The 20,413-nt window shown below is 68.2% G+C and carries 19 protein-coding genes; 4 read left to right on the forward strand and 15 right to left on the reverse strand.

Annotated features, from left to right (window positions below):
* Positions 1-87: 87 nt before the first annotated feature.
* From speD to AC6CR5_RS13265, 5 genes are read right to left on the reverse strand one after another with little or no spacing between them, the layout of a single operon-like run.
* On the reverse strand, positions 88-438 hold the full coding sequence (gene speD / locus AC6CR5_RS13245) for an adenosylmethionine decarboxylase (RefSeq protein ID WP_200221724.1): 351 nt from the start codon (positions 436-438) through the stop codon (positions 88-90).
* Positions 435-593: a hypothetical protein gene (locus AC6CR5_RS13250; protein WP_006384833.1), complete on the reverse strand. Its 159-nt coding sequence runs from the start codon at positions 591-593 to the stop codon at positions 435-437. The genes speD and AC6CR5_RS13250 overlap by 4 nt, the downstream gene beginning before the upstream one ends.
* 3 nt (positions 594-596) lie before the next feature.
* Positions 597-2,066: a DUF4178 domain-containing protein gene (locus AC6CR5_RS13255; RefSeq protein WP_006384834.1), complete on the reverse strand. Its 1,470-nt coding sequence runs from the start codon at positions 2,064-2,066 to the stop codon at positions 597-599.
* Positions 2,067-2,079: 13 nt separating this feature from the next.
* The gene (locus AC6CR5_RS13260; RefSeq protein ID WP_054444443.1) at positions 2,080-3,117 is read right to left on the reverse strand and encodes an SPFH domain-containing protein; all 1,038 of its coding nucleotides are present in this window, start codon (positions 3,115-3,117) and stop codon (positions 2,080-2,082) included.
* Positions 3,118-3,161: 44 nt separating this feature from the next.
* On the reverse strand, positions 3,162-3,548 hold the full coding sequence (locus AC6CR5_RS13265; RefSeq protein WP_026384192.1) for a DUF350 domain-containing protein: 387 nt from the start codon (positions 3,546-3,548) through the stop codon (positions 3,162-3,164).
* Positions 3,549-3,643: 95 nt separating this feature from the next.
* Here AC6CR5_RS13265 and AC6CR5_RS13270 point away from each other — a divergent pair, with 95 nt between their 5' ends.
* The 3 genes from AC6CR5_RS13270 to AC6CR5_RS13280 all read left to right on the forward strand — a co-directional run bounded on the left by AC6CR5_RS13270 (position 3,644) and on the right by AC6CR5_RS13280 (position 8,202).
* Positions 3,644-5,155, forward strand: coding sequence for a polyamine aminopropyltransferase (locus AC6CR5_RS13270; RefSeq protein ID WP_006384837.1), 1,512 nt, complete (start codon positions 3,644-3,646; stop codon positions 5,153-5,155).
* Positions 5,155-6,792: an NAD(P)-binding protein gene (locus AC6CR5_RS13275; protein WP_054447051.1), complete on the forward strand. Its 1,638-nt coding sequence runs from the start codon at positions 5,155-5,157 to the stop codon at positions 6,790-6,792. Before AC6CR5_RS13270 ends, AC6CR5_RS13275 begins: the two co-directional genes overlap by 1 nt.
* Positions 6,793-6,951: 159 nt before the next feature.
* Entirely contained in the window at positions 6,952-8,202 is a 1,251-nt protein-coding gene (locus AC6CR5_RS13280) for an NAD(P)/FAD-dependent oxidoreductase (protein WP_024069982.1), read from the forward strand.
* A 111-nt stretch (positions 8,203-8,313) separates the two neighbouring features.
* Here the strand turns inward: AC6CR5_RS13280 and AC6CR5_RS13285 are convergent, their stop codons facing one another.
* The 3 genes from AC6CR5_RS13285 to AC6CR5_RS13295 form a co-directional block, all read right to left on the reverse strand.
* The gene (locus AC6CR5_RS13285) at positions 8,314-9,108 is read right to left on the reverse strand and encodes an ABC transporter ATP-binding protein (RefSeq protein WP_006384490.1); all 795 of its coding nucleotides are present in this window, start codon (positions 9,106-9,108) and stop codon (positions 8,314-8,316) included.
* Between the two features lies 1 nt (position 9,109).
* Positions 9,110-10,000, reverse strand: coding sequence for an ABC transporter permease (locus tag AC6CR5_RS13290; RefSeq protein ID WP_020929042.1), 891 nt, complete (start codon positions 9,998-10,000; stop codon positions 9,110-9,112).
* A gap of 391 nt (positions 10,001-10,391) precedes the next feature.
* Positions 10,392-11,363: an ABC transporter substrate-binding protein gene (locus AC6CR5_RS13295; protein WP_006384488.1), complete on the reverse strand. Its 972-nt coding sequence runs from the start codon at positions 11,361-11,363 to the stop codon at positions 10,392-10,394.
* Between the two features lie 241 nt (positions 11,364-11,604).
* On the opposite strand from AC6CR5_RS13295, the gene AC6CR5_RS13300 reads away from it, so the two are divergent.
* Positions 11,605-12,561: an aldo/keto reductase gene (locus AC6CR5_RS13300; protein ID WP_024069985.1), complete on the forward strand. Its 957-nt coding sequence runs from the start codon at positions 11,605-11,607 to the stop codon at positions 12,559-12,561.
* A 27-nt stretch (positions 12,562-12,588) separates the two neighbouring features.
* On the opposite strand, the gene AC6CR5_RS13305 is transcribed toward AC6CR5_RS13300, so the two are convergent.
* From AC6CR5_RS13305 to bktB, 7 genes are all read right to left on the reverse strand, one after another.
* Positions 12,589-13,563 (reverse strand): Bug family tripartite tricarboxylate transporter substrate binding protein, encoded by a 975-nt coding sequence (locus AC6CR5_RS13305; RefSeq protein WP_006384486.1) that lies wholly within the window; start codon positions 13,561-13,563, stop codon positions 12,589-12,591.
* Between the two features lie 161 nt (positions 13,564-13,724).
* Positions 13,725-15,266, reverse strand: coding sequence for a malonate--CoA ligase (locus AC6CR5_RS13310; protein WP_498085703.1), 1,542 nt, complete (start codon positions 15,264-15,266; stop codon positions 13,725-13,727).
* Between the two features lie 5 nt (positions 15,267-15,271).
* Positions 15,272-16,063, reverse strand: coding sequence for an enoyl-CoA hydratase/isomerase family protein (locus AC6CR5_RS13315; protein WP_024069987.1), 792 nt, complete (start codon positions 16,061-16,063; stop codon positions 15,272-15,274).
* Positions 16,064-16,113: 50 nt separating this feature from the next.
* Entirely contained in the window at positions 16,114-17,427 is a 1,314-nt protein-coding gene (locus AC6CR5_RS13320; protein WP_038504241.1) for a malonyl-CoA decarboxylase domain-containing protein, read from the reverse strand.
* On the reverse strand, positions 17,378-18,127 hold the full coding sequence (locus AC6CR5_RS13325) for a GntR family transcriptional regulator (protein ID WP_498085704.1): 750 nt from the start codon (positions 18,125-18,127) through the stop codon (positions 17,378-17,380). Before AC6CR5_RS13325 ends, AC6CR5_RS13320 begins: the two co-directional genes overlap by 50 nt.
* Before the next feature lie 112 nt (positions 18,128-18,239).
* A complete protein-coding gene (locus tag AC6CR5_RS13330) occupies positions 18,240-19,010 on the reverse strand; it encodes a class I SAM-dependent methyltransferase (protein WP_026384199.1) in 771 nt (256 codons plus the stop codon).
* 161 nt (positions 19,011-19,171) lie between these two features.
* On the reverse strand, positions 19,172-20,353 hold the full coding sequence (bktB, locus tag AC6CR5_RS13335) for a beta-ketothiolase BktB (protein ID WP_047991572.1): 1,182 nt from the start codon (positions 20,351-20,353) through the stop codon (positions 19,172-19,174).
* Positions 20,354-20,413: the final 60 nt, after the last annotated feature.

Below are 20,413 nucleotides of genomic sequence, written 5' to 3' on the forward strand. Positions count from 1 at the left end.
ATATATAGGTATATAACGCTCGTCAATTTGCGCCCGGCTGCCTGCTTGCGCCAGATCAACGCCGCGGGGGAAAGCGTCGCGCGGCGCTCAGCCGCGGTCGACCGTGGTGACGCGCACCGTGCTCGGGCCCAGCGCTTCGCGCAGGCGCTCCAGCGCCAGTTCGGGCCGGGCCGTCCCGCACATGAAGATGTCCAGCGCCGCGAACCGGTGTTCGGGCCAGGAATGGACGCTGATATGGGATTCGCTCAGCATGACCACGCCGGTCACGCCCGCGCCCTCGCCGAAGTGATGGAAATGGGCGCCCAGCACCCGCGCCCCCGCCGCCTCGGCGGCCAGGACCAGTTCGCGTTCGAGCGCTGCCGCGTCGGCCAGCAGAGCGGCGGGCACGCCGCGGAAATCGGCCAGGATATGGCGGCCGGGCGTGGCGTGCGGCGTCACTTGTGCGAACCGCCCGACGACCAGCCCGAGCTGCCCGAAGAACCGCCGCCCCAGCTGCTGCCGCCGCCGCTGGTGTAGCGGGCGCCGGGCGAACTGGCGCCGGTCGCGGCCATCACCACGATGACGGCGTAGATGGCGTATAGAAGCTTGCCCATCCCTTATTCATCCTTTGCGGAGATCTTGTCCGCGAGGCTGGCCGGCAGCCACAGGAACGCCAGGCCGATCACGATCGGCAGGATGCGCCCACTGAAAATGTTGCCAATATTGAGAAAGCCCATGGCGATGGTCGCGAACCAGGCCCATTTGCGGTAACCGCCGGACAAGGCGGCGCGCGGCATCGCTTTCTGCCTGGCCAGCTCGGGGTTGCCGAACCATTCGGCCAGTTGCGCGGGCGCGACCGGTGCGGCGGCCGACCAGCCCACTTCGGCCGGAGCCTGCTCCCGGGTGAGCTTGAGATTGCCCGCCTTGTAGTCGGTGATCTGGGTGCGGTCGCCGACCTTCACGCGCCAGTTGAAGGCGCCCAGCGCCAGGTCGACGCGCGACGTGTAGTCGTACAGCTTGTGGTACAGCTTGGAACGCCAGCGCACGCTGGTGGCATTGTTGTGGCTGGGCCAGGTATCGCAGACCTGCACGCGTTCCCAGCCCTCGTCGGTCTCGACCAGCCAGGTGAAGCCCTTGACCGGACTGAACAGCAGGTATTCGATCCAGTCCGACGGTTCTTCCGGATCCGGGTCCGCGCACTTCATCAGCCCGATCAAGGTGTAGGTCGTGCCGTCGATCCTGGCGGTGGCGCCCAGCGCCAGCGTGGTCTTGATGGCCCGGACCTTGCGCGCCTTGTCGATGACTTCGGCGGTTTCACCGGCGCAATCGACGGTGGCCGCGCAGGACGGGCACACCACCTGGGTCGCCATGGCCGCCACGAAGCTGATGGGCGCGCCGCAGTTGGGGCAATCGAGCGCCTTGATCTGGCCGCGGAAGCGCCCGGCGGTTTCCTCGACCTGCTCGTTCGAGCGCAGCGTGGAGGCCTGCATGGCAGACAGGTCGAAGGCCTTGCCGATATAGAGTTCGGGCTGCGGGCCGTCGGAAAAATCCAGCGTGAGGAAGGCATCCAGGCTGCGGAAGTCCGCCACCTTGGCCTCCCAGCCATCGCCAGGCACGAACGGCAATTCGCCCTGCGCGCCGCCGGCGCGGCAGCGGCGCACGTCGGAGGCGGTGAAGCGCTGGCCGTCCAGCTTCAGGTCATCGCCCGCGGCGATGTCGGCAAATGCCGGCAGGCCCTGCACCGTCTTGACCTTGCGGCGACGGGTGATGGCGTACTGGCCGGAAGCATCCGACAGCCAGCCGTCCGAGCCGTCATCGAACCACAGATACCACTCGTTCCAGAAGCCGTCCTCGTAGCGCAGCTGGATGCGGCCGATCAAATCGAAGCGCTTGCCCTCGAACTTGCCGGAAGCGCCCAGGCACAGCGGCGAATAGTCTTCCAGGACATCGGCGGTCTCGCCGATGCGCCTGACCGATTCGGCGTCCTTGAGCAGCGTGCTGCGGCAGGCGCCGCAGACCGCCATGACCGATGCCGTGGAAGTGAACTTGACGGGCGCTCCGCACTGCGGACACAGGACCTGCTGCATGGGCGTGCGGCGCTCAGCTGGTGAGTTTCTTCAGGACTTCGGCCTTCGCCGTGTCGTAATCGGCCGGCGTGATCAGGCCCTTGTCCAGCAAGTCCTTGAGCTGCTGCAGCCGCTGCACCGGATCGGCGCCAGCGCCGGCGGCCGCCCCCGCTGCCGCGGCCCCGGCCGCGGCGCCCGGAGCCGGCTGGCCCTGGGCCACGCCCAGGCCGGCGGCCATGGTCTGGCCCAGCGCCGCGCCGGCCGCCAGGCCCGCGCCGATGCCGGCGATGCCGCCTTCGTTCTGGGCCGCCAGCGGGATCGAGGTGGCGGTCTGGTACTGGGTGAATTTGCCCAGGTCGCCAGCCATGCCCATCGAGATCCGCGTATCCAGCGCCTTCTGCAATTCCTCGGGCAGCGACACATTCTCGACCGTGAAGTTGTCGAGTTTGACGCCATAGCGGTCGAACACCGGGCCCAATTGCTCGGCGATGCTCTGCGACATCAGGCCCTGGTTGCCGGCGATATCCAGGAACGGCACCTTGGATCCGCCCAGCGCCGTGGTCATGGCCGCGACCACCATGTTGCGCAGTTGCATTTCCAGGTCGTCGACGGTGTAGACGTCGCGCGTGCCGCTGATCTCGCGGTAGAACTTGGCCGGGTCGGTGATCTGGTACGAGTACACGCCGAAGGCGCGCAGCCGCACCATGCCGAACTCGCTGTCGCGCAGCGTCACGGGCTGCGCCGTGCCCCAGCGCCGGCCCAGTTGCAGGCGGGTGCTGAAGAAGATCACGTCCGACTTGAAGGGCGACTCGAACAGCTTGTCCCAGTTCTTCAGGTACGTCAGCACCGGCAGGGTCTGGGTCGTCAGCTTGTACATGCCGGGGCCGAACACGTCGGCCACCTTGCCTTCGTTGACGAACACCGCCATCTGCGATTCGCGCACGGTCAGGCTGGCGCCGTACTGGATTTCGAAATCCTGCATCGGGTGGCGCCAGGCCAGCACGCCGTCGCCGTCCTCGTTCCATTGCAGGATGTCGATAAACTGCTTGCGGATAAATGAACCGAGACTCATGGCAAGTTCTCCTGTTTCAGATCAAGGCCGACGCGCCTGGCCGCTCAGGTCAGGCAGGCGGCGTTGACCACGCCGGCGGCCAGCGAGATCGAACCGATCAGGCCGCCCATGGCGATGTTGTTTTCTTCGATGGCCTCGTGCAGGCCGTGGATGGCGCGGGAAACGACGGCGTAGACGACCAGTTGCACCACCATGGCGGCGACGCCCCAGACCAGGAACATGACGAAACTGGCGTGGACCGCGATGCTGGAACAGAGCGTGAAGGAAAAGCCCACCAGGGCGCCGCCGTAGGACAACACCGCGGCGATGTTGCCCTCGCGGATCAGCTCGAATTCCTTGTAGCGGGTAACGGTGGTGTAGACGGCGGTGAAAATGCCCAGCATGACCAGTGCCGAGACGATGTAGATCAGATAGGTCACGGCCGGATGCATCGCTTCTCCCATAATCGCCCCTTCAGGCCCTAATTGCGCGCAGTATATACGGCGCCTTCGATATACTGCGAACGCATTTTCACGTCGGAACCCCCATGCGCGACCGCGTTCTCATCCTGTCGGTATTGATCGTCGCTTCCTGCGGCCTGGGCTATGAGCTCATCAGCAGCGCGCTGGCCAGCTATCTGCTGGGGGATTCCATTCTCCAGTTCTCGTCCGTCATCGGCTGCTATCTGTTCGCGATGGGCATCGGATCGTGGTTGTCAAAATATGTAAGAGACGACGACGTTTTGAATCGATTCATCGATGTCGAGCTGGCCGTCGCATTGTTGGGCGGGGTTTCCGCCGCGGTCCTGTTCCTGGTGTTCGCCTGGCTGTCGGCGCCGTTTCGCGCGGCGCTGTACGCGGGCGTCTTCATTATCGGTCTGATGGTCGGCATGGAGATTCCGCTGGTGATGCGGGTATTCAACCAGCGCAAGGCCGAGTTCCGCGAAATCGTCAGCCGCGTGCTGACCTTCGATTATCTCGGCGCGCTGGCCGTGTCGCTGATCTTTCCGCTGTTGCTGGCGCCCAAGCTGGGCCTGCTGCGCACCAGTTTCCTGTTCGGCATGCTCAACGCCGGCGTGGCGCTGTGGACCACCTGGCTGTTCCGCGGCGAGATCCGGCGCCCTGCCGAACGCGCCGTGCGCGGCGGCGTGGTGCTGGGGCTGCTGGCCCTGGGCTTCCTGTTTTCCGGCCAGATGACGGCGTGGGCCGAAAAGGGCCTGTACGGCGACGACGTGGTGCACGCCGAGACCACGCCCTACCAGCGCCTGATCGTGACGCGCTGGCACGACGACCTGCGGCTGTACATCAACGGCAACCTGCAATTCTCGTCGCGCGACGAACACCGCTACCACGAGTCGCTGGTGATCCCCGGCCTGCAGGCGCTGCCCTGGGCCCGCAACGTGCTGGTGCTGGGCGGCGGCGATGGCCTGGCGGTGCGCGAGATCCTCAAGTACAAGCATGTGGAGCACGTCACGCTGGTGGACCTGGATCCTGCCATGACGGGCCTGTTCTCGCGCTCCGAACCGCTGACGAAACTGAACCAGGGTTCGCTGACCGATCCGCGCGTCACCGTCATCAACGACGACGCCGGCCGCTGGCTCGAAAGCCACGCCGAGGTCTACGACTTCATCGTGGTGGACTTTCCGGATCCGTCCAACTTCGGCCTGGGCCGGCTGTACTCCGTGCCGGTCTACCACCTGATGGCGCGGCACCTGGCCGAGAACGGCTACATGGTGATCCAGTCGACCTCGCCCTACTTCGCGCCGCGCTCGTTCTGGAGCGTGGACGCCACGCTCAAGGAGGCCGGCCTGAACACCTGGCCGTACCACGCCTACGTGCCGTCCTTCGGCGACTGGGGCTTCATCCTGGCCGGCAAGCGCCGCGACTACACGCCGCCGACGGCGGTGTCGGTGCCCACCCGCTACCTCGACCCCGCCACCCTGCGCGAGCTGTTCCACTTTCCCGCCGACATGCCGGCGCTGGCCATGCCGCCGAACCGCCTGAACGAGCAATCGCTCGTGCGCTACTTCGACGAGGACTGGCGCAAGGTCATCCGCTGATGCGCCGCCGTACCTTCCTGCTGGGCGCCGCCACCGCCGCCGCCGCGGGCACGGCAGGCTATTACCGTTCGCGCGTGGTCGAGACCACGCCGGACGTGCGCTACCCCGGCATGCAGGTCGGCCACGCGCTGCGCGATGGCGCGGCGCTGCCGTCGTCGTCCGGCGCCCGGCGCTGCCAGGTGGCGATCCTGGGGTCCGGCGTGGCCGGCCTGTCGTGCGCCTGGAAGCTGGCGCGCGAAGGCTTCACCGATTTCGTCGTGGTCCAAGGCCCCGAGTACGGCGGCAACGCCGCCGCCGGCAACCGCGACGGGCTGGACTACCCACTCGGCGCGCACTACCTGCCGCTGCCGTCGATGCAGTCCACCCACGTGCGCGAAATGCTGGCCGACTTCGGCATCGCCGAGCGCGACGCCTTTGGCGCGCGGCCCTACTACGACGAGTCCATCCTGGCGCACTCGCCGCAGGAACGCCTGCTGCGCGACGGCCGTTGGGAAGACGGCCTCTTGCCGATGCACGGGCTGCCCGAGGCCGATATCGAGCAGCACCGCAAGTTCCTGGCGCTGGTGGACCGCCTGCACGGCGCGGTCGGCAACGACGGCCGCAAGGTCTTCTGCATCCCGATCGTGCTGTCCTCGCGCGACCCGGCGTGGCGCGCCCTGGATGCGCTGACCTTCCGGCAGTGGCTGGAGCGCGAAGGCTACACCTCGCCGGCGCTGCACTGGTATTTGAACTACTGCTGCCGCGACGACTACGGCGCGCCCTATGACCGGGTCTCGGCCTGGGCCGGGCTGCACTACTTCGCCAGCCGCGACGGCCACGCCACCAACGCCGCCGAGGGCGCGGTGCTGACCTGGCCCGGGGGCCTGGCGCCGCTGGTGCAACGGCTGCGCGACGCCATCAGCGCCCGCCTCGGCCACGGCGACTGGCTGCTGCCCGGCACCGCGGCGCGGCTGCATGAAAGCCCCGCCGGCCCCCGCATCGACTGCCTCGCGCCGGGCGCCGCCGCCAGCGTCTACACGCTGGCGGCGCAACGCGCGGTCTGCGCCATGCCGTTGTTCGTGGCCCAGCGCATCCTGCCCGACATCCGCGCCTATGGCTACGATCCGGCCACGCACGCCTCGCCGCACGCGCCCTGGCTGGTATCGAACTTCGTCATGGACGGCTATCCGCGCGAAGCGCCGGGCGAACCGCTGTCGTGGGACAACGTGGTCTACCAGGGCCAGGCCCTGGGCTACGTGGTCTCGACCCACCAGCTGCTGCGCGTGGCGCGCTCGCCGCGCACGGTGTTCACCGCCTACCACGCGCTCAGCGACCAAACGCCGCAGGCCGCGCGCCAGTGGCTCGCCGACGCCCGCCCCGAGGCGCTGCGCGACGAGGCCGCCGCCGACCTGGTGGCCGCCTATGGCGACGAGTTCTGGCGCCGCGCCCGCCAGCTGGAGATCACGGTGCGCGGCCATGCCATGGCCTCGCCCTATTGCGGCTACCTGTCCAACGCCGGCCTGGCGGCTTTGCGCGAAGTCGACGGCCCGGTGCTGTTCGCCCATGCCGACCTGTCGGGCTATTCCGTGTTCGAGGAAGCCGCCTGGTGGGGCGTGGCGGCCGCCGGGCGCATCCTGGGGCAGCGGCCCGCCGCCTGAGATCGACGGCTGATCGACGGCTGATCGACGATCACCTCGGAGCCATCGCGTCGGCCGCATGCCCCACCGGCGGCATCCGTCATGGATAGCCCCCGTCGCCGGCAATCCACCGCTGCCCTACAATCGCCCGCTATCCCTGGACTCGCACCGACAATCCCGATGGGCAAGCAAGTCATTGTGTTGGGCGCCGGCATCGTCGGCGTCTGCTGCGCGCTGGAACTGCAGCGGCGCGGCCTGGACGTCACCCTGGTCGACCGCCAGCCCCCCGGGCTGGAAACCTCGGCCGGCAACGCCGGTGTCCTGGCCCGCAGCTCGCTCATGCCGTTCAACCACCCCGGCCTGTGGCGCCAGTTGCCACGGTTGTTGCGCAACGACACCGTCCAGTTCCGCTATCGCGTCTCGTACCTCGCCCGCAACCTCGGTTGGGCGGCAGGCTTCCTGGCGCGCGCCCGGCCGTCGGTGTTCCACGAGACGACGGCGGCGCTCGACAGCCTGATCCGCCTGTCCGCGACCGAGCACCTGCGGCTGCTGGACGAGGCCGGCGTCCGCCGGCGTCTGCGCGACAGCGGCTGGATCTTCCTGTTCCGTAGTGAGCAGGCCTGGCAGGCCGGCGTCCTGGCGCGCGATGCCTACGCCCGCCACGACGTGCCGACCCAGGCGCTGGCCCCCGCCGAGCTGGCGCAACTGGAACCGGCGCTGGCGCCGATCTTTTCGCGCGCGCTGTGGATCCAGGGTTCGTATTCGGTGGACGACCCGGCGGCCGTGACCGCGGCCTACGCCGAGCTGTTCCAACGTTCCGGCGGCACATTGCGGCGCCTGCGCGCGACCGCCATCCGCCGCGACGGCGGCCGGGGCTGGATCGTGCAGGGCGACACCGGCTCGGACATGCTGACGGCGCCCGACCTGGTGGTGGCGCTGGGCCCCTGGTCCAAGGAACTGCTCAAGACCACCGGCATCGACCTGCCGCTGGCCTTCGAGCGCGGCTACCACATGCACTACGGCGCCGTCGATGGCCCCGCGCTGAGCCGCCCCATCTACGACACCGGCGGCGGCTACGTGCTGTCGCCCATGGCGCGCGGCCTGCGGCTGACCACGGGGGTCGAGCTGGACGAGCGCGACGCGCCGCCCCGGCCGCTGCAACTGGACCTGGCCGAAGCCCGGGCTCGCGAAGCCGTCGGCCTGGGGCCGCGGCTCGATCCCCAGCCCTGGCTGGGCCGCCGCCCCACGCTGCCGGACAGCCGTCCCATGATCGGCCAGGCGCCGCGCCATCCGGGCCTGTGGCTGGCGCTGGGCCACCAGCACATCGGTTTCAGCACCGCGCCCGGGACCGCGCGGATACTGGGCGAGCTGATGTGCGGCGCCGGCGATCCCGCCCGCCACGCCGCGTTCCGGCCGGGCCGCTTCATCTAGCGGCGCCGTTCGCCCGCCCCGCGCCACGGCAGAAAGCAAAACGCCCGGCGCCGCCTCCGGAGAGGCCGCGCCGGGCGTTTTGCTTGCGCCGCTCAAGGCGCAAGCGCGGAATCAGCCCAACAGCAACGCGTCGTCCGACAACTTCTCGCCGCGCACGCGCTCGAACATGGCCAGCAGGTCGGGCACGTCCATGCCGCGGCGTTCATCGCCGGACACGTCCAGCACCACCTGGCCCTGGTGCAGCATCACCGTGCGGTCGCCCACGTCCAGCGCCTGGCGCATGCTGTGCGTGACCATCATGGTGGTCAGCTTGCTTTCGGCCACGATGCGCGCCGTCAGTTGCAGCACGAAGTCGGCGGTGCGCGGGTCGAGCGCGGCGGTGTGCTCGTCCAGCAGCAGGATGCGCGACGGCTGCAGCGCCGCCATCAGCAGGCTCACAGCCTGGCGCTGGCCGCCCGAGAGCAGGCCGATGCGGTCGGTCAGGCGGTTTTCCAGGCCCAGCCCGAGCGTGGCCAGGCGTTCGCGGAATCCTTCCTTCATCGAAGTCTTGACCGCGCGGCCATAGCCGCGGCGCACGCCGCGCAACTGCGCCAGCGCCATGTTTTCTTCGATGGTCAGGTCTTCGCAGGTGCCGGCCATCGGATCCTGGAACACGCGCGCCACGCGCGAGGCGCGCGCCCAGACCGGCTGGCGCGTGACGTCGGCGCCGTCGATCTCGATGCGGCCGGAATCGACCGGCAGGTCGCCCGAGACGGCGTTCAGGAAGGTCGACTTGCCGGCGCCGTTGGAACCGATGACGGTGACGAACTGGCCCGACGGGATGTCCAGCGACAGCCCGCGCAACGCGCGCGTTTCGATCGGCGTGCCGGCGTTGAAAGTGATCTTGAGGTCTTTTGCGGACAACATATCAGCGCCCCTTCTTGCCGACCAGCCGGCGCTTGAGCATGGGAATGACCAGGGCGATCGTGACCAGCACCGCGGTGACGAGGTTCAGGTCCTGCGCCTTCAGGCCAATGAAATCGCTGTTCAGCGCCAGCGCGATGAAGAAGCGGTAGACGATGGCGCCGATGATGACGGCCAGCGTGGCCAGCACCAGCTTGCGCGACGGCAGGATGCTTTCGCCGACGATCACCGCGGCCAGGCCGATGACGATGGTGCCGATGCCCATGGAGATGTCGGAACCGCCCTGGGTCTGCGCGAACAGCGCGCCGGCCATCGCGACCAGCGCGTTCGACAGCGCCATGCCGCCCAGGATCATGCGGCCGGTGTTCACGCCCTGCGCGCGGGCCATGCGGCCGTTCGAGCCGGTGGCGCGCACGGCCAGGCCGGTCTGGGTGGCGAAGAACCAGTCCAGCGCCAGCTTGGCCAGGATCACGATGACCACCAGGATCAGCGGCCGCGCCACGTAGTCCGACAGCCATTCGGGCTGCAGGATGGTGAAGACGGTGGGTTCTGTGATCAGCGGCACGTTGGGCTTGCCCATGATGCGCAGGTTCACGGAATACAGCGCGATCATCATCAGGATGCTGGCCAGCAGGTCCATGATCTTGAGCTTGACGTTGAGCCAGCCGGTGACCAGGCCCGCGGCCGCGCCGGCAAAGGTGGCGGCGATGGTGGCCACGAACGGGTCGGTGCCCGAGGCGATCAGCGTGGCACAGACGGCGCCGCCCAGCGGGAAACTGCCGTCAACGGTCAGGTCCGGAAAGCGCAGCAGGCGAAAGGAGATATACACGCCCAAGGCCACCAGGCTGAAGATCAGGCCGATCTCCAGTGCGCCTAACAACGAGAACAATGACATGGGTCAAATCCAATCAGGTAAGGAACGAGCATATTAGAGATTAGGAACGTCCAACTTCTTGCGTTTCGGGGTCAGTTTTACCCGAGCTTTCGCAATAAACGTTTCCTGCCGTGCGATTTTCTCTCGATTCCTGCCAAGGCGTCGCCAGGCTTGGCGGCCAGGGCCGCAAGCGGGCTGCTTGAGGGGCGCTCCAGGGGAGCAAAACGCGGCATGCGGTCCATGACCGCCGTGCCGTTCAAGGCCAACGCCATCGCGCCGGGCCGCGCGCACCTTGTGGATGCTGCCGCCCTGTGGACCCCGCGTACCGGCGCGGGGCAAACACAAGAAAACAAGATAAAACAAAACCCCGCTCATGCCGGGCAGGCACGGGCGGGGCCGAACGACTTGCGCTTTACTTTACCACCACCGCGGCCGACTTGATGATCGCGTCGGACAGCGTCACGCCTTGCTTGGCGGCGGCGCCCGGGTTCACGTAGAGCTCCAGCTTGGAGACGGTTTCGGACGGGATCGCGCCGGGCTTCTCGCCCTTGAGGATGCGCACCACCACCTTGCCGGTCTGCACGCCCAGGTCGCGGTAGTTGATGCCCAGGGCGGCGATGCCGCCGCGCTTGACGCTGTCGGTGTCCGAGGCGATCAGCGGGATCTTGGCGTCGTTGCCGACCTTCACCAGCGACTCGTAGGCCGAGACCACGTTGTTGTCGGTGTTGGTGTAGATGACGTCGACCTTGCCGATCAGGCTGCGGGCGGCGGATGCCACGTCGACCGAACGCGGGGCGGCGGCCTCGACCAGGCTCATGCCCGACTTGGGCAGCAGTTCCTGCAGCTTCTTGACCACCACGACCGAGTTGGCCTCGCCCGGGTTGTAGACCATGCCGACGCGCTTGGCGTTGGGGACGATCTTCTTGATCAGCTCGACCTGCTTGTCCAGCGCCAGCAGGTCCGACACGCCGGTGACGTTGGTGCCGGAGGCATCCATGCTCGATACCAACTGTGCGGCGACCGGGTCGGTCACGGCGGAATACACCACCGGCACGTCCTTGGTGGCGGCCACGACGGCCTGGGCCGACGGGGTGGCGATGGCGACGATGGCGTCGGGCTTGTCGCCGACGAACTTGCGCGCGATCTGGGCGGCGGTGCCGGTATTGCCCTGCGCGCTCTGGTACTGCCACTTCAGGTTCTTGCCGGACTCGTAGCCGGCCTGCTTGAGGGCGTCCTGCACCCCGTCACGCACGGCGTCCAGCGCCGGGTGCTCGACGATGGCCGTGATCGCCACCGACTTCTGCTGCGCCGCCACCGGCGCGGCGATCGCCATCGCCAGCGCCATTGCGCCAACCGTCAGAAAATGTTTTTTTCCGATCAGCATAGGTAAGCTCCTTGAACCCTTGGTATTTGTTCATTATTACGGCTGCTCCGCGGGCTTCCCCACGGTCCGGACAGCCGTAAAGCCGTATAGTCTAACGTGTCGCAACACAAATTCACTTGGGGGGAATCCCTGAAATGGTGCATGCGCGGCACGCGCGCCCCATGCCGGGGCGGGCGGCCCAATATACTGAAAACGCCGCGCCCGCGCGACACGACATCCGCGACATTCAAAGGGCCACATCATGATCAAACGCGCATTGGGCCGTTCCGGCCTGCAGATTCCTCCCCTCACCTTCGGCGGCAACGTCTTCGGCTGGACCGTCGACGAAGCCGGCACGTTCTCCTTGCTGGACGCGCTGGTCGACGCCGGCCTGAATTTCATCGACACCGCCGACGTGTATTCGCGCTGGGTGCCCGGCAACCAGGGCGGTGAATCCGAAACCCTGATCGGCAAGTGGCTCAAGCGCTCGGGCAAGCGCGACCGCGTGCTGATCGCCACCAAGGTCGGCATGGAGATGGGCCCGGACGCCAAGGGCCTGGCGCCGGCCTACATCCGGCGCTCGCTGGACGCCTCGCTGGCGCGGCTGCAGACCGACCACGTCGACCTGTACCAGTCGCACAAGGACGATCCCGACACGCCGCTGACCGACACGCTGGGCGAATACGCCAAGCTGATGGAAGCGGGCAAGGTGCGCGCCATCGGCGCCTCCAACTACACGGCGGTGCGCCTGTCCGAAGCGCTGATCGCCAGCGAACGCCACAACCTGCCGCGCTACGAGAGTATCCAGCCCGAATACAACCTCTACAGCCGCGAGCCGTTCGAGGGACACCTGCAGGCGCTGGTCAAGGCGCAGGACCTGGGCACCATCAACTATTACGCGCTGGCCAGCGGCTTTCTCAGCGGCAAGTACCGCAGCCCGGCCGACGTCGGCAAGAGCGCGCGCGGCAAGAAGATCGTCGACACCTACCTGAACGAGCGCGGCTACCGCATCCTGAAGGCGCTGGACGAAGTGGCCGAGGATGCCGGCTGTACGCCGGCGCAGGCCGCGCTGGCCTGGCAGATCGCGCAGCCGGGCATCACCTCGCCGATCGTCAGCGCCACCTCGCTGGCGCAGCTGGACGAACTGGTCAAGGCCGCCAGCCTGGCGCTGACGCGCGACCAGCTGGCCAGGCTCAGCCTGGCCAGCGACTGGCGCTGAAGGAACCGCGCGGCAGCCCCGCGGGCGTCAATCCAGCTTGACGCCCGAATCCGACACCACCTTGGCCCAGCGCGACACTTCGCTGTCGACGAACTTACCGAAGGCCGGGCCGGTCAGGGTCGGCACGGCCGAGCCGTTGCCCTCCCAGGTTTCCTTGATCTTGGGCGTGTTCAAGGCCTTGGTGATTTCCGCCGTCATGCGGTCGACGGCCTCCTGCGGCGTGCCCGCCGGCGCCCAGATCGCGTACCAGGTCGACACCACGTAGTTCGGCACGCCGGCCTCGGCCGCGGTCGGCACGTCGGGCAGCGACGGTGAACGCTTGTCGGCGGCCACCGCCAGTGGCTTGATGGTGCCCGACCGGATGTGGCCGGCGGACGATCCCAGGCCGTCGAATGCCAGGTCCACCTGCCCGCCGATCAGCGCCGACAGCATCGGCCCCGCCCCCTGGTAGGGCACATCGACCAGCTTGATGCCGGTCTGCATCGCGAACAGCTCGCCGGCCAGGTGATGGGTGCTGCCCTTGCCGGCCGTGCCGAAGTTGATTTCGCCGGGATGCTTCTTGGCGTAGTCGACGAATTCCTGCACCGTCTTGACCGGCAGCTTGGCGGGATTGATGACGATCACCTGCGGCGGTTGCGCCACCAGCGCCACCGGCACGAAGTCCTTCTGGATGTTGTAGTTCAGGCTCTTGTACAGCGACGGCGCCAGCGCATGGTGCGCGCCGCCCATGAAGAAGGTGTAGCCGTCGGGCCGGGCCTTGGCGGCCACGCCGGCGCCCACGGTGCCGCCCGCGCCCCCCTTGTTGTCGATCACCACCGACTGCCCCAGCTGGGTGGTCAATTGCTGGGCCAGCGGACGGGCGAAGGTGTCGGTGCCGCCCCCGGCCGGGAAAGGCACGATGAGCGTGATGGGCCGTTCCGGCCAGGACGCGGCGCCGGCGCTGCCGGCGAAACCGGCGGCCAGCGTGGCCAGCAGGGTCGCGGCGAAAGTGCGGTATTTCATATTGTCTCCTCTTGCTGCAGCGTGGGACGGCGCGTTTCCCGCGTCTCGTCTCTTGTGTTCTTGGGTTGGGATGCTGCCTGGTTCGGGAATCGTTCTGGAAGGGATCGGGCTCCTTGGGAAAAAAATGGCCGGCCCCGCTGGGCCGGCCCGGCATGGCGGCGCTACAGCGCCTGATAGGTTTCGCGCAGCACGTTCTTCTGCACCTTGCCCATGGTGTTGCGTGGCAATTGGTCGACGATGTGCACGCGCTTGGGCACCTTGAAGTTGGCGATGCGCGCCTTCAGCTCGGCCTGCATCGCGGCGGCATCCAGCGACACGCCGTCCTTGGGCACCACCACCGCCACCACGGCTTCGCCGAAGTCGGCGTGCGGCACGCCAATCACGGCCGATTCGGCCACGCCCGGCATGTCGTCGATCAGCGTCTCGATCTCTTTCGGATAGACGTTGAAGCCGCCTGAGATGATCAGGTCCTTGCTGCGTCCGACGATCGACAGGTAGTCGGCGGGCACGTCGCGGCCGGCGGATTCACCACCCCAGCGGCCCACGTCGCCGGTCTTGAACCAGCCATCCTGGGTGAATTCCTCGCGGGTCTTTTCCGGCATGCGCCAGTAGCCCGAGAACACGTTGGGCCCGCGCACCTGCACGTTGCCGATCTCGCCCGGCGCCAGCGCGATGCCAGCGTCGTCCACCACGCGCACCTGCACGCCCGGCAGGGCGCGGCCCACGGTGCCGGCCAGGCGCTCGCCGTCGGCCGCGTCGTAGGGATTGGAGGTCAGCATGACGGTCTCGCTCATGCCGTAGCGTTCCAGGATGGCGTGGCCGCTGCGGTCGCGGAAGTCGTTGAAGGTCTCGGACAGCAGTGGCGCCGACCCCGAGATGAACAGGCGCATGTTGGCGCAGACCTCGCGGTTAAAGCGCTTGTCGGCGAGCAGCCGCACGTAGTAGGTCGGCACGCCCATCATCACGGTGCTTTGCGGCAGGTAGCGCAGCGCCTGGTCGGCGTCCAGCTTGGGCAGCCAGATCATCTTCGCGCCGGCCAGCAACGCGCCGTGCGAGGCCACGAACAGGCCGTGCACGTGGAAGATCGGCAGCATGTGCAGCAGCACGTCGTCCGAGCGCCAGCCCCAGTACTTGTGCAGCACCTGCGCGTTGGACGCCAGGTTGCCGTGCGACAGCATCGCGCCCTTGCTGCGGCCGGTGGTGCCGGACGTGTAGAGAATCGCGGCCAGGTCGTCCGGCTTGCGCTTGACGGTCTTGAAGCGCTGCGACAAGCCGCCGGCGGCATCCAGCAAGGTGCCGGTGCGGTCTTCGTCGAGCGTGTAGACATGGGCGCAGCCGGCCTTGTCGGCGGCGCGCTGGACCCAGTCGCGGTTCTTGCTGGCGCAGACCACCACGGCCGGCTCGGCGTTGCCCAGGAAGTATTCGATCTCGGCTTCGCGATAGGCGGTGTTAAGCGGCAGGTACACCAGGCCGGCGCGCAGCGTGGCCAGGTACAGCAGCAGCGCCTCGGGCGATTTCTCGACCTGCACCGCGACCCGCGCGCCCTGGGGCAGCTCGAGCGAATTCAGCAGGTTGGCCAGGCAGGCCGTGGCGCGGTCGATGTCGTCCCAGGTGTAGGCCAGCTCGGGCGTCTCGAGCGCGACCTGTTTGCGATCGGCGGGGAAGCCGCCCTCCAGCACAGCGTATAGATTGGCGTTGCTCACCGTTTTCAGTCTCCGGAAAAGTGGGGGTCTACGCCGGCCAGGAAAGCGCGCACGCCCTCCTTGTGGTCCCGGCTGTCGGCGTAGGAGAAATAATCCTGGTATTCGGCTTCGGTCAAGGCGCCGCCCTGCGCCAGTCGGGCGGACAGGCGCTTGTTGATGCGCGCGGCCAGCGGCGCGCCCTGGCAGATGCGCTCGGCGCTGCGCAGGGCCTGCGCGGCCACGTCGGCGTCGGCCACGATGCGCGTCAACAGGCCCAGGTCGCGCGCCTCGGCGGCGCCGAACACGCGGCCTTCGAGCAGGATGGCCAGCGTGGCCGCGCGGCCCGCCAGCGCGAGCAAGCCGCGCATTTCATCGGGCGCCATGGGAAAACCGAGGCGGTTGATCGGCACGCCGAAACGCGCCGATTCGCCGGCGATGCGCAGATCGCACTGGCAGGCGATCTCCAGCCCGCCGCCGACGCATACGCCTTCGATCTGCGCCACCACCGGATGCGGGCACTGCGCCACGGCCTGCAAGGCCGGCGCCAGCACCTCGCGGTGGTAGCGCTGCACCCCGGCGGCGTCGGCGCGTTCGGCCGGGAATTCGCGGATGTCCGCGCCGGCCGCGAAATTGCCGCCCTCGCCGCGCACGATCACGCAACGCACGTCGTCGTCCGCGGCGATGCGCGTGAACACGTCGCGCAGTTCGCGCCACATGCCCACGGTGATCGCATTCAGGCGCCCCGGATGCGACAGCGTCACGCGGGCCAGTCGCCCGTCGCGCTGCAACAGCACGCGGCCTGCCGTGTTGTCCGTCATGTCCCCTCGCTGATGATGTATTTTTTTAATGGATCGCGGCGCGCCGCCGGTCAGGCCGCGCGCCCCACACTGCGGCTGACCTGCGGCTTGCCTTCGTGCAGTCGCGCCAGGTTGCCGTCCAGTTCATCCAGGTCGTACAGGTAATTGACCATCAGGCCGCAGGACTGCTTGAGCCCCTTGGCCGAGGTGTCCGCCGCCCAGTTCAGGCGCTCGATGCGCGCGCCGTTGCCCAGGTGGAAGCGCGCCACGGGGTCCAGCGGCAGGCCGTTCTTCATGGCCTGCAGATAGTGCGCGGCCAGGCGCAAGCCGGCGCGCTTGACGACGTCGGGCGCCTTCCTGGCCAGCGCCGCGCGCGCCAGCCGCGCCACCCAGCGCTGGCCGTCCGGCACGCCGGCGCGCTGGCGCGCCTTGGCGCGCGACTTGTCCTCGCGCACGATGGCCTCGACCGCGTCGGCGTCCAGCTTGCCGAGCCAATCGGCGAACCCCGGGATCGGCGACAGCGTGGCGAACGACTTGAGCTTGGGCAGTTCTTCCAGCAATTGCTCGACCACGCGCTTGAGCAGGAAGTTGCCGAAGCTGATGCCCTTCAGGCCCGGCTGGGTATTGGAAATGGAATAGAAGATCGCCCAGCGCGCCTTGTCCAGGTCCTGCCGCGGCGCGGCGCTGTCCAGCAGCGCCTGCACGTTGTCGGCCATGCTGCCGGCAAAGGCCACCTCGACGAAGATCAGCGGCACGTCCGGCAATTGCGGATGGAAGTAGGCATAGCAGCGGCGGTCCGGCGCCACGCGGTGGCGCAGGTCGTCCCACGACTGGATCTCGTGCACGGCCTCGTAGATGATCAGTTTTTCCAACAGCGAGGCTGGCGAATCCCAGGTCAGCGGCCGCAATTCCAGCAGGCCGACGTCGAACCAGGCCGACAGCAGGCCTTCGAGGTCCTTGTCCAGCGCCTGGATGCCGGCCACCTGCTTGCGCCAGCGCAGCATGTCGGCGCGCAGCTCGACCAGGAAGCGCAGGCCCAGCGGCAGCGCGTTGAAACGCTTGAACAGGCGCGCGCCCTCGCCGGCATCGGCGGCGAAAGTGCCGCGCACCTGCGCCAGCGCGGCCAGCATCAGGCGCCGGTCCTTGCCGTCGGCGGCGCCGTAGAGTTCGCACCAGCGCCGCGCCAGCTTGTTGGCGGCCACGTCGGTCAGGCGCGCCTCGAACAGCCGCCGCACCTCGGATTCGCTGGGCAGGCGGCCGCGTTCCCACAGGCGCCCCAGGCGCGTGATCAGGCTGTCGCCGGCCTCCGTGGCGGCCGTGTCGGCCGGTTCGGCGTCAGGCGTGCGTGCGCCGCGCGCGGGCGCGAGATTGGCGGGTGCGTTCATGGGCGGGTTCCTCGGCTACGGGAAGATCGGAAAGCGGCGGCGCGTCGTCCTCGGCGGCCAACGCGCGCAGCACCTCGAGCTGGCGCATCAGGTGATGGCGCGCCAATGCCTCGGCGCGTTCGGAGTCGCGAGCCTTGAGGGCCTCGAAGATGGCCAGGTGCTCGGCGCAGGACTCCTGGATGCGGCCCGGCCAGGCCAGGCTGCGGTGGCGCGACAGGCTCAGCACCTTGCGCAGGTTGCCGACCATGTCGACCAGCCATTGGTTGCCGGCCAGCGCCTGCACCGCTTCGTGGATCAGGTAATTGGTCTGATAGTAGGCGTCGATGCGGCCGGCGGCGGCATGACCCGCCAGCGCTTCGTGCAGCGGCGCCAGCGCGGCCAGTTGCGCGTCCGACGCCTTGCACGCGGCCTCGTGGGCGCAACGGCCTTCCAGCATCGCCATCAGGGGGAAGATGTCTTCCAGATCCTGCGCCGACAGCTCATTGACGAAGCAGCCGCGGCGCGGCTCCAGCCGCACCAGGCCCTCGGTGGCCAGCACCTTGAGCGCCTCGCGCAGCGGCGTGCGCGAGATACCCAGTTCGCCGGCCAGCCGCAGTTCATCGATCCATTCGCCGTTGCGCAGCGCGCGCGCATGGATCATGCCGCGCAGGCGATCCGCGACTTCCAGGTACAAGGCTTGCCGGACGATGGGTGAGGTCATGGGCAGACGGCCTGACAGCGCCGTAATTCATAATTATGAATAAGGCCATCATATCTCCGGTCTGTAGAAACGGACCAGTCCGATGTTGTAAGGACTTGCCCTAACCCCGCCCCTAAAAATGCAGAATGCCGTCCACCGCGTGGCGGGTCAGTGAACGCGCCCAGCGGCGCGCCGGCAAGCCGTACCGGGACTCGACCGCCTCGGCCCGCGCCAGCAATTCGGCTGGCGTGACCGCCAGGCGCGGGCCGGAAAACGCCAGCACGATCTGGTTGCCCGCATCGATCTCGGGCAGCAGCACCACACGGTCATCGAAGGCCTTGGACAGGTTGTCGATGTTCTTGCCGAAACTCTCGTGGCGGCCGAACAGGTTCACCGCCAGCACCCCGACTTCACCCAGCACGCGGCGGCAATCACGGTAGAACTTGACGCTGTCGCGCACTGGCCCCTGGGCCGACGCATCGTACAGGTCGACCATCAGCACCGGGCAGCGGCCGGCGTTGAGCGGGTCGGCGGCCCATTCAGCGGCGTCGGCGTGCTCGACCCGCAGGCGGTTCTCGCCGGGCAGGCGAAAGAACATGTGGCAGGCGGCGGTGACGCGCGGATTCCATTCCACCGCCAGCAGCGGCGCGCGCGTGTGCCTGGCGCAAAAGCGCGCCAGCGAGCCCGCGCCCAGGCCGAACATGCCGATGGCTTCGTCTTTGGGCGGCTCCAGGAACAGCAGCCAGGCCATCATCTGGCTGGTGTATTCCAGCACCAGGTCTGACGGATTCTTGATGTGCATCGCGCCCTGGACCCATTCGGTGTTGAAGTGCAGATAGCGCACGCCATCCACTTCGGACAGGGTCGGCTGGTCCAGTTCGGAGGGGAATTTGGATTTGTACATGGGCGCGATTGTAGGCCCGGCGCCCGTCGCTGTCCGCGCCATGGGCGCCATGCGACCGGAAAGCGGACCGACAAGCGTGGTGAGTCCGGCGCGGGCGGACCGTTGCGGCCCGCCCCTGCGCACGAGAATGCGCCGTCAATGGCGCATCGATGAAGCGCCGCTCAGATGCGCTCGAAGATCGCGGCGATGCCCTGGCCGCCGCCGATGCACATGGTCACCAGCGCGTAGCGGCCCTGCACGCGCTGCAGTTCATGCAGCGCCTTGACGGTGATGATGGCGCCGGTCGCGCCGATCGGATGGCCCAGGCCGATGCCGCTGCCGTTGGGGTTGACCTTGGCCGGATCCAGCTTCAATTCGCGCGTCACGGCGCAGGCCTGGGCGGCGAAGGCCTCGTTGGCCTCGATCACGTCCAGCTGGTCCACGGTCAGGCCGGCGCGCTTGAGCGCGGCCTGCGTGGCCGGCACCGGGCCGATGCCCATGATGGTCGGGTCGACCCCGGCGTGCGCGTAGGCCACCAGGCGCGCCAGCGGCTTGACGCCGCGCTTGGCCGCCACCGACGCGTTCATCAGCACCAGCGCGCCGGCGCCGTCGTTCAGGCCCGAAGCGTTGCCGGCCGTGACGGTGCCGTTTTCCTTCTGGAACACCGGCTTGAGCGCGGCCAGGCTCTCGGCCGTGACGTCGCGGCGCACGTGCTCGTCGGTGTCGAACACCACTTCGCCCTTGCGCGTCTTCTGCACGATCGGCACGATCTGGTCGCGGAAATGGCCGGCCTCGATGGCGTTGGCGGCGCGGCGGTGCGACTCGGCCGCCAGCGCGTCCTGGTCCTGGCGGCTGATGCCGAACTGGGCAGCGACGTTCTCGGCGGTCACGCCCATGTGCATGCGGCCGAACGGATCGGACAGGGCGCCGGTCATCATGTCCTGCATGATGCTGTCGCCCATGCGCGCGCCCCAGCGCTGCGCCGGCGCGATGTAGGGAGCGCGGCTCATGCTCTCGGCGCCCGCGCCGATGGCGATGTCGGCATCGCCCAGCAGAATGGTCTGCGCCGCCGACACGATGGCCTGCAGGCCGGAGCCGCACAGGCGGTTGACGTTGAAGGCCGGGGTTTCCTTGGCGATGCCGGCGTTCATGGCGGCCACGCGCGACAGGTACATGTCGCGCGGCTCGGTATTGATGACGTGGCCGACGGCGACGTGGCCGACTTCGTCGCCCTTGACGCCGGCGCGTTCCAGCGCGGCCTTGATGACGGCCGTGCCCAGGTCGCAGGGCGGCACGTCCTTGAGCGCGCCGCCGAAATCGCCGATGGCGGTACGGACGGCGGATGCGACGATGACTTCCTTCATGATGGGTTTCCTCCTGGTGATCCCTTCATCATACTCGCGCCGCCGCGCGGTCCCGGTCCG

This window comes from Achromobacter sp. EG18, assembly GCF_059759395.1.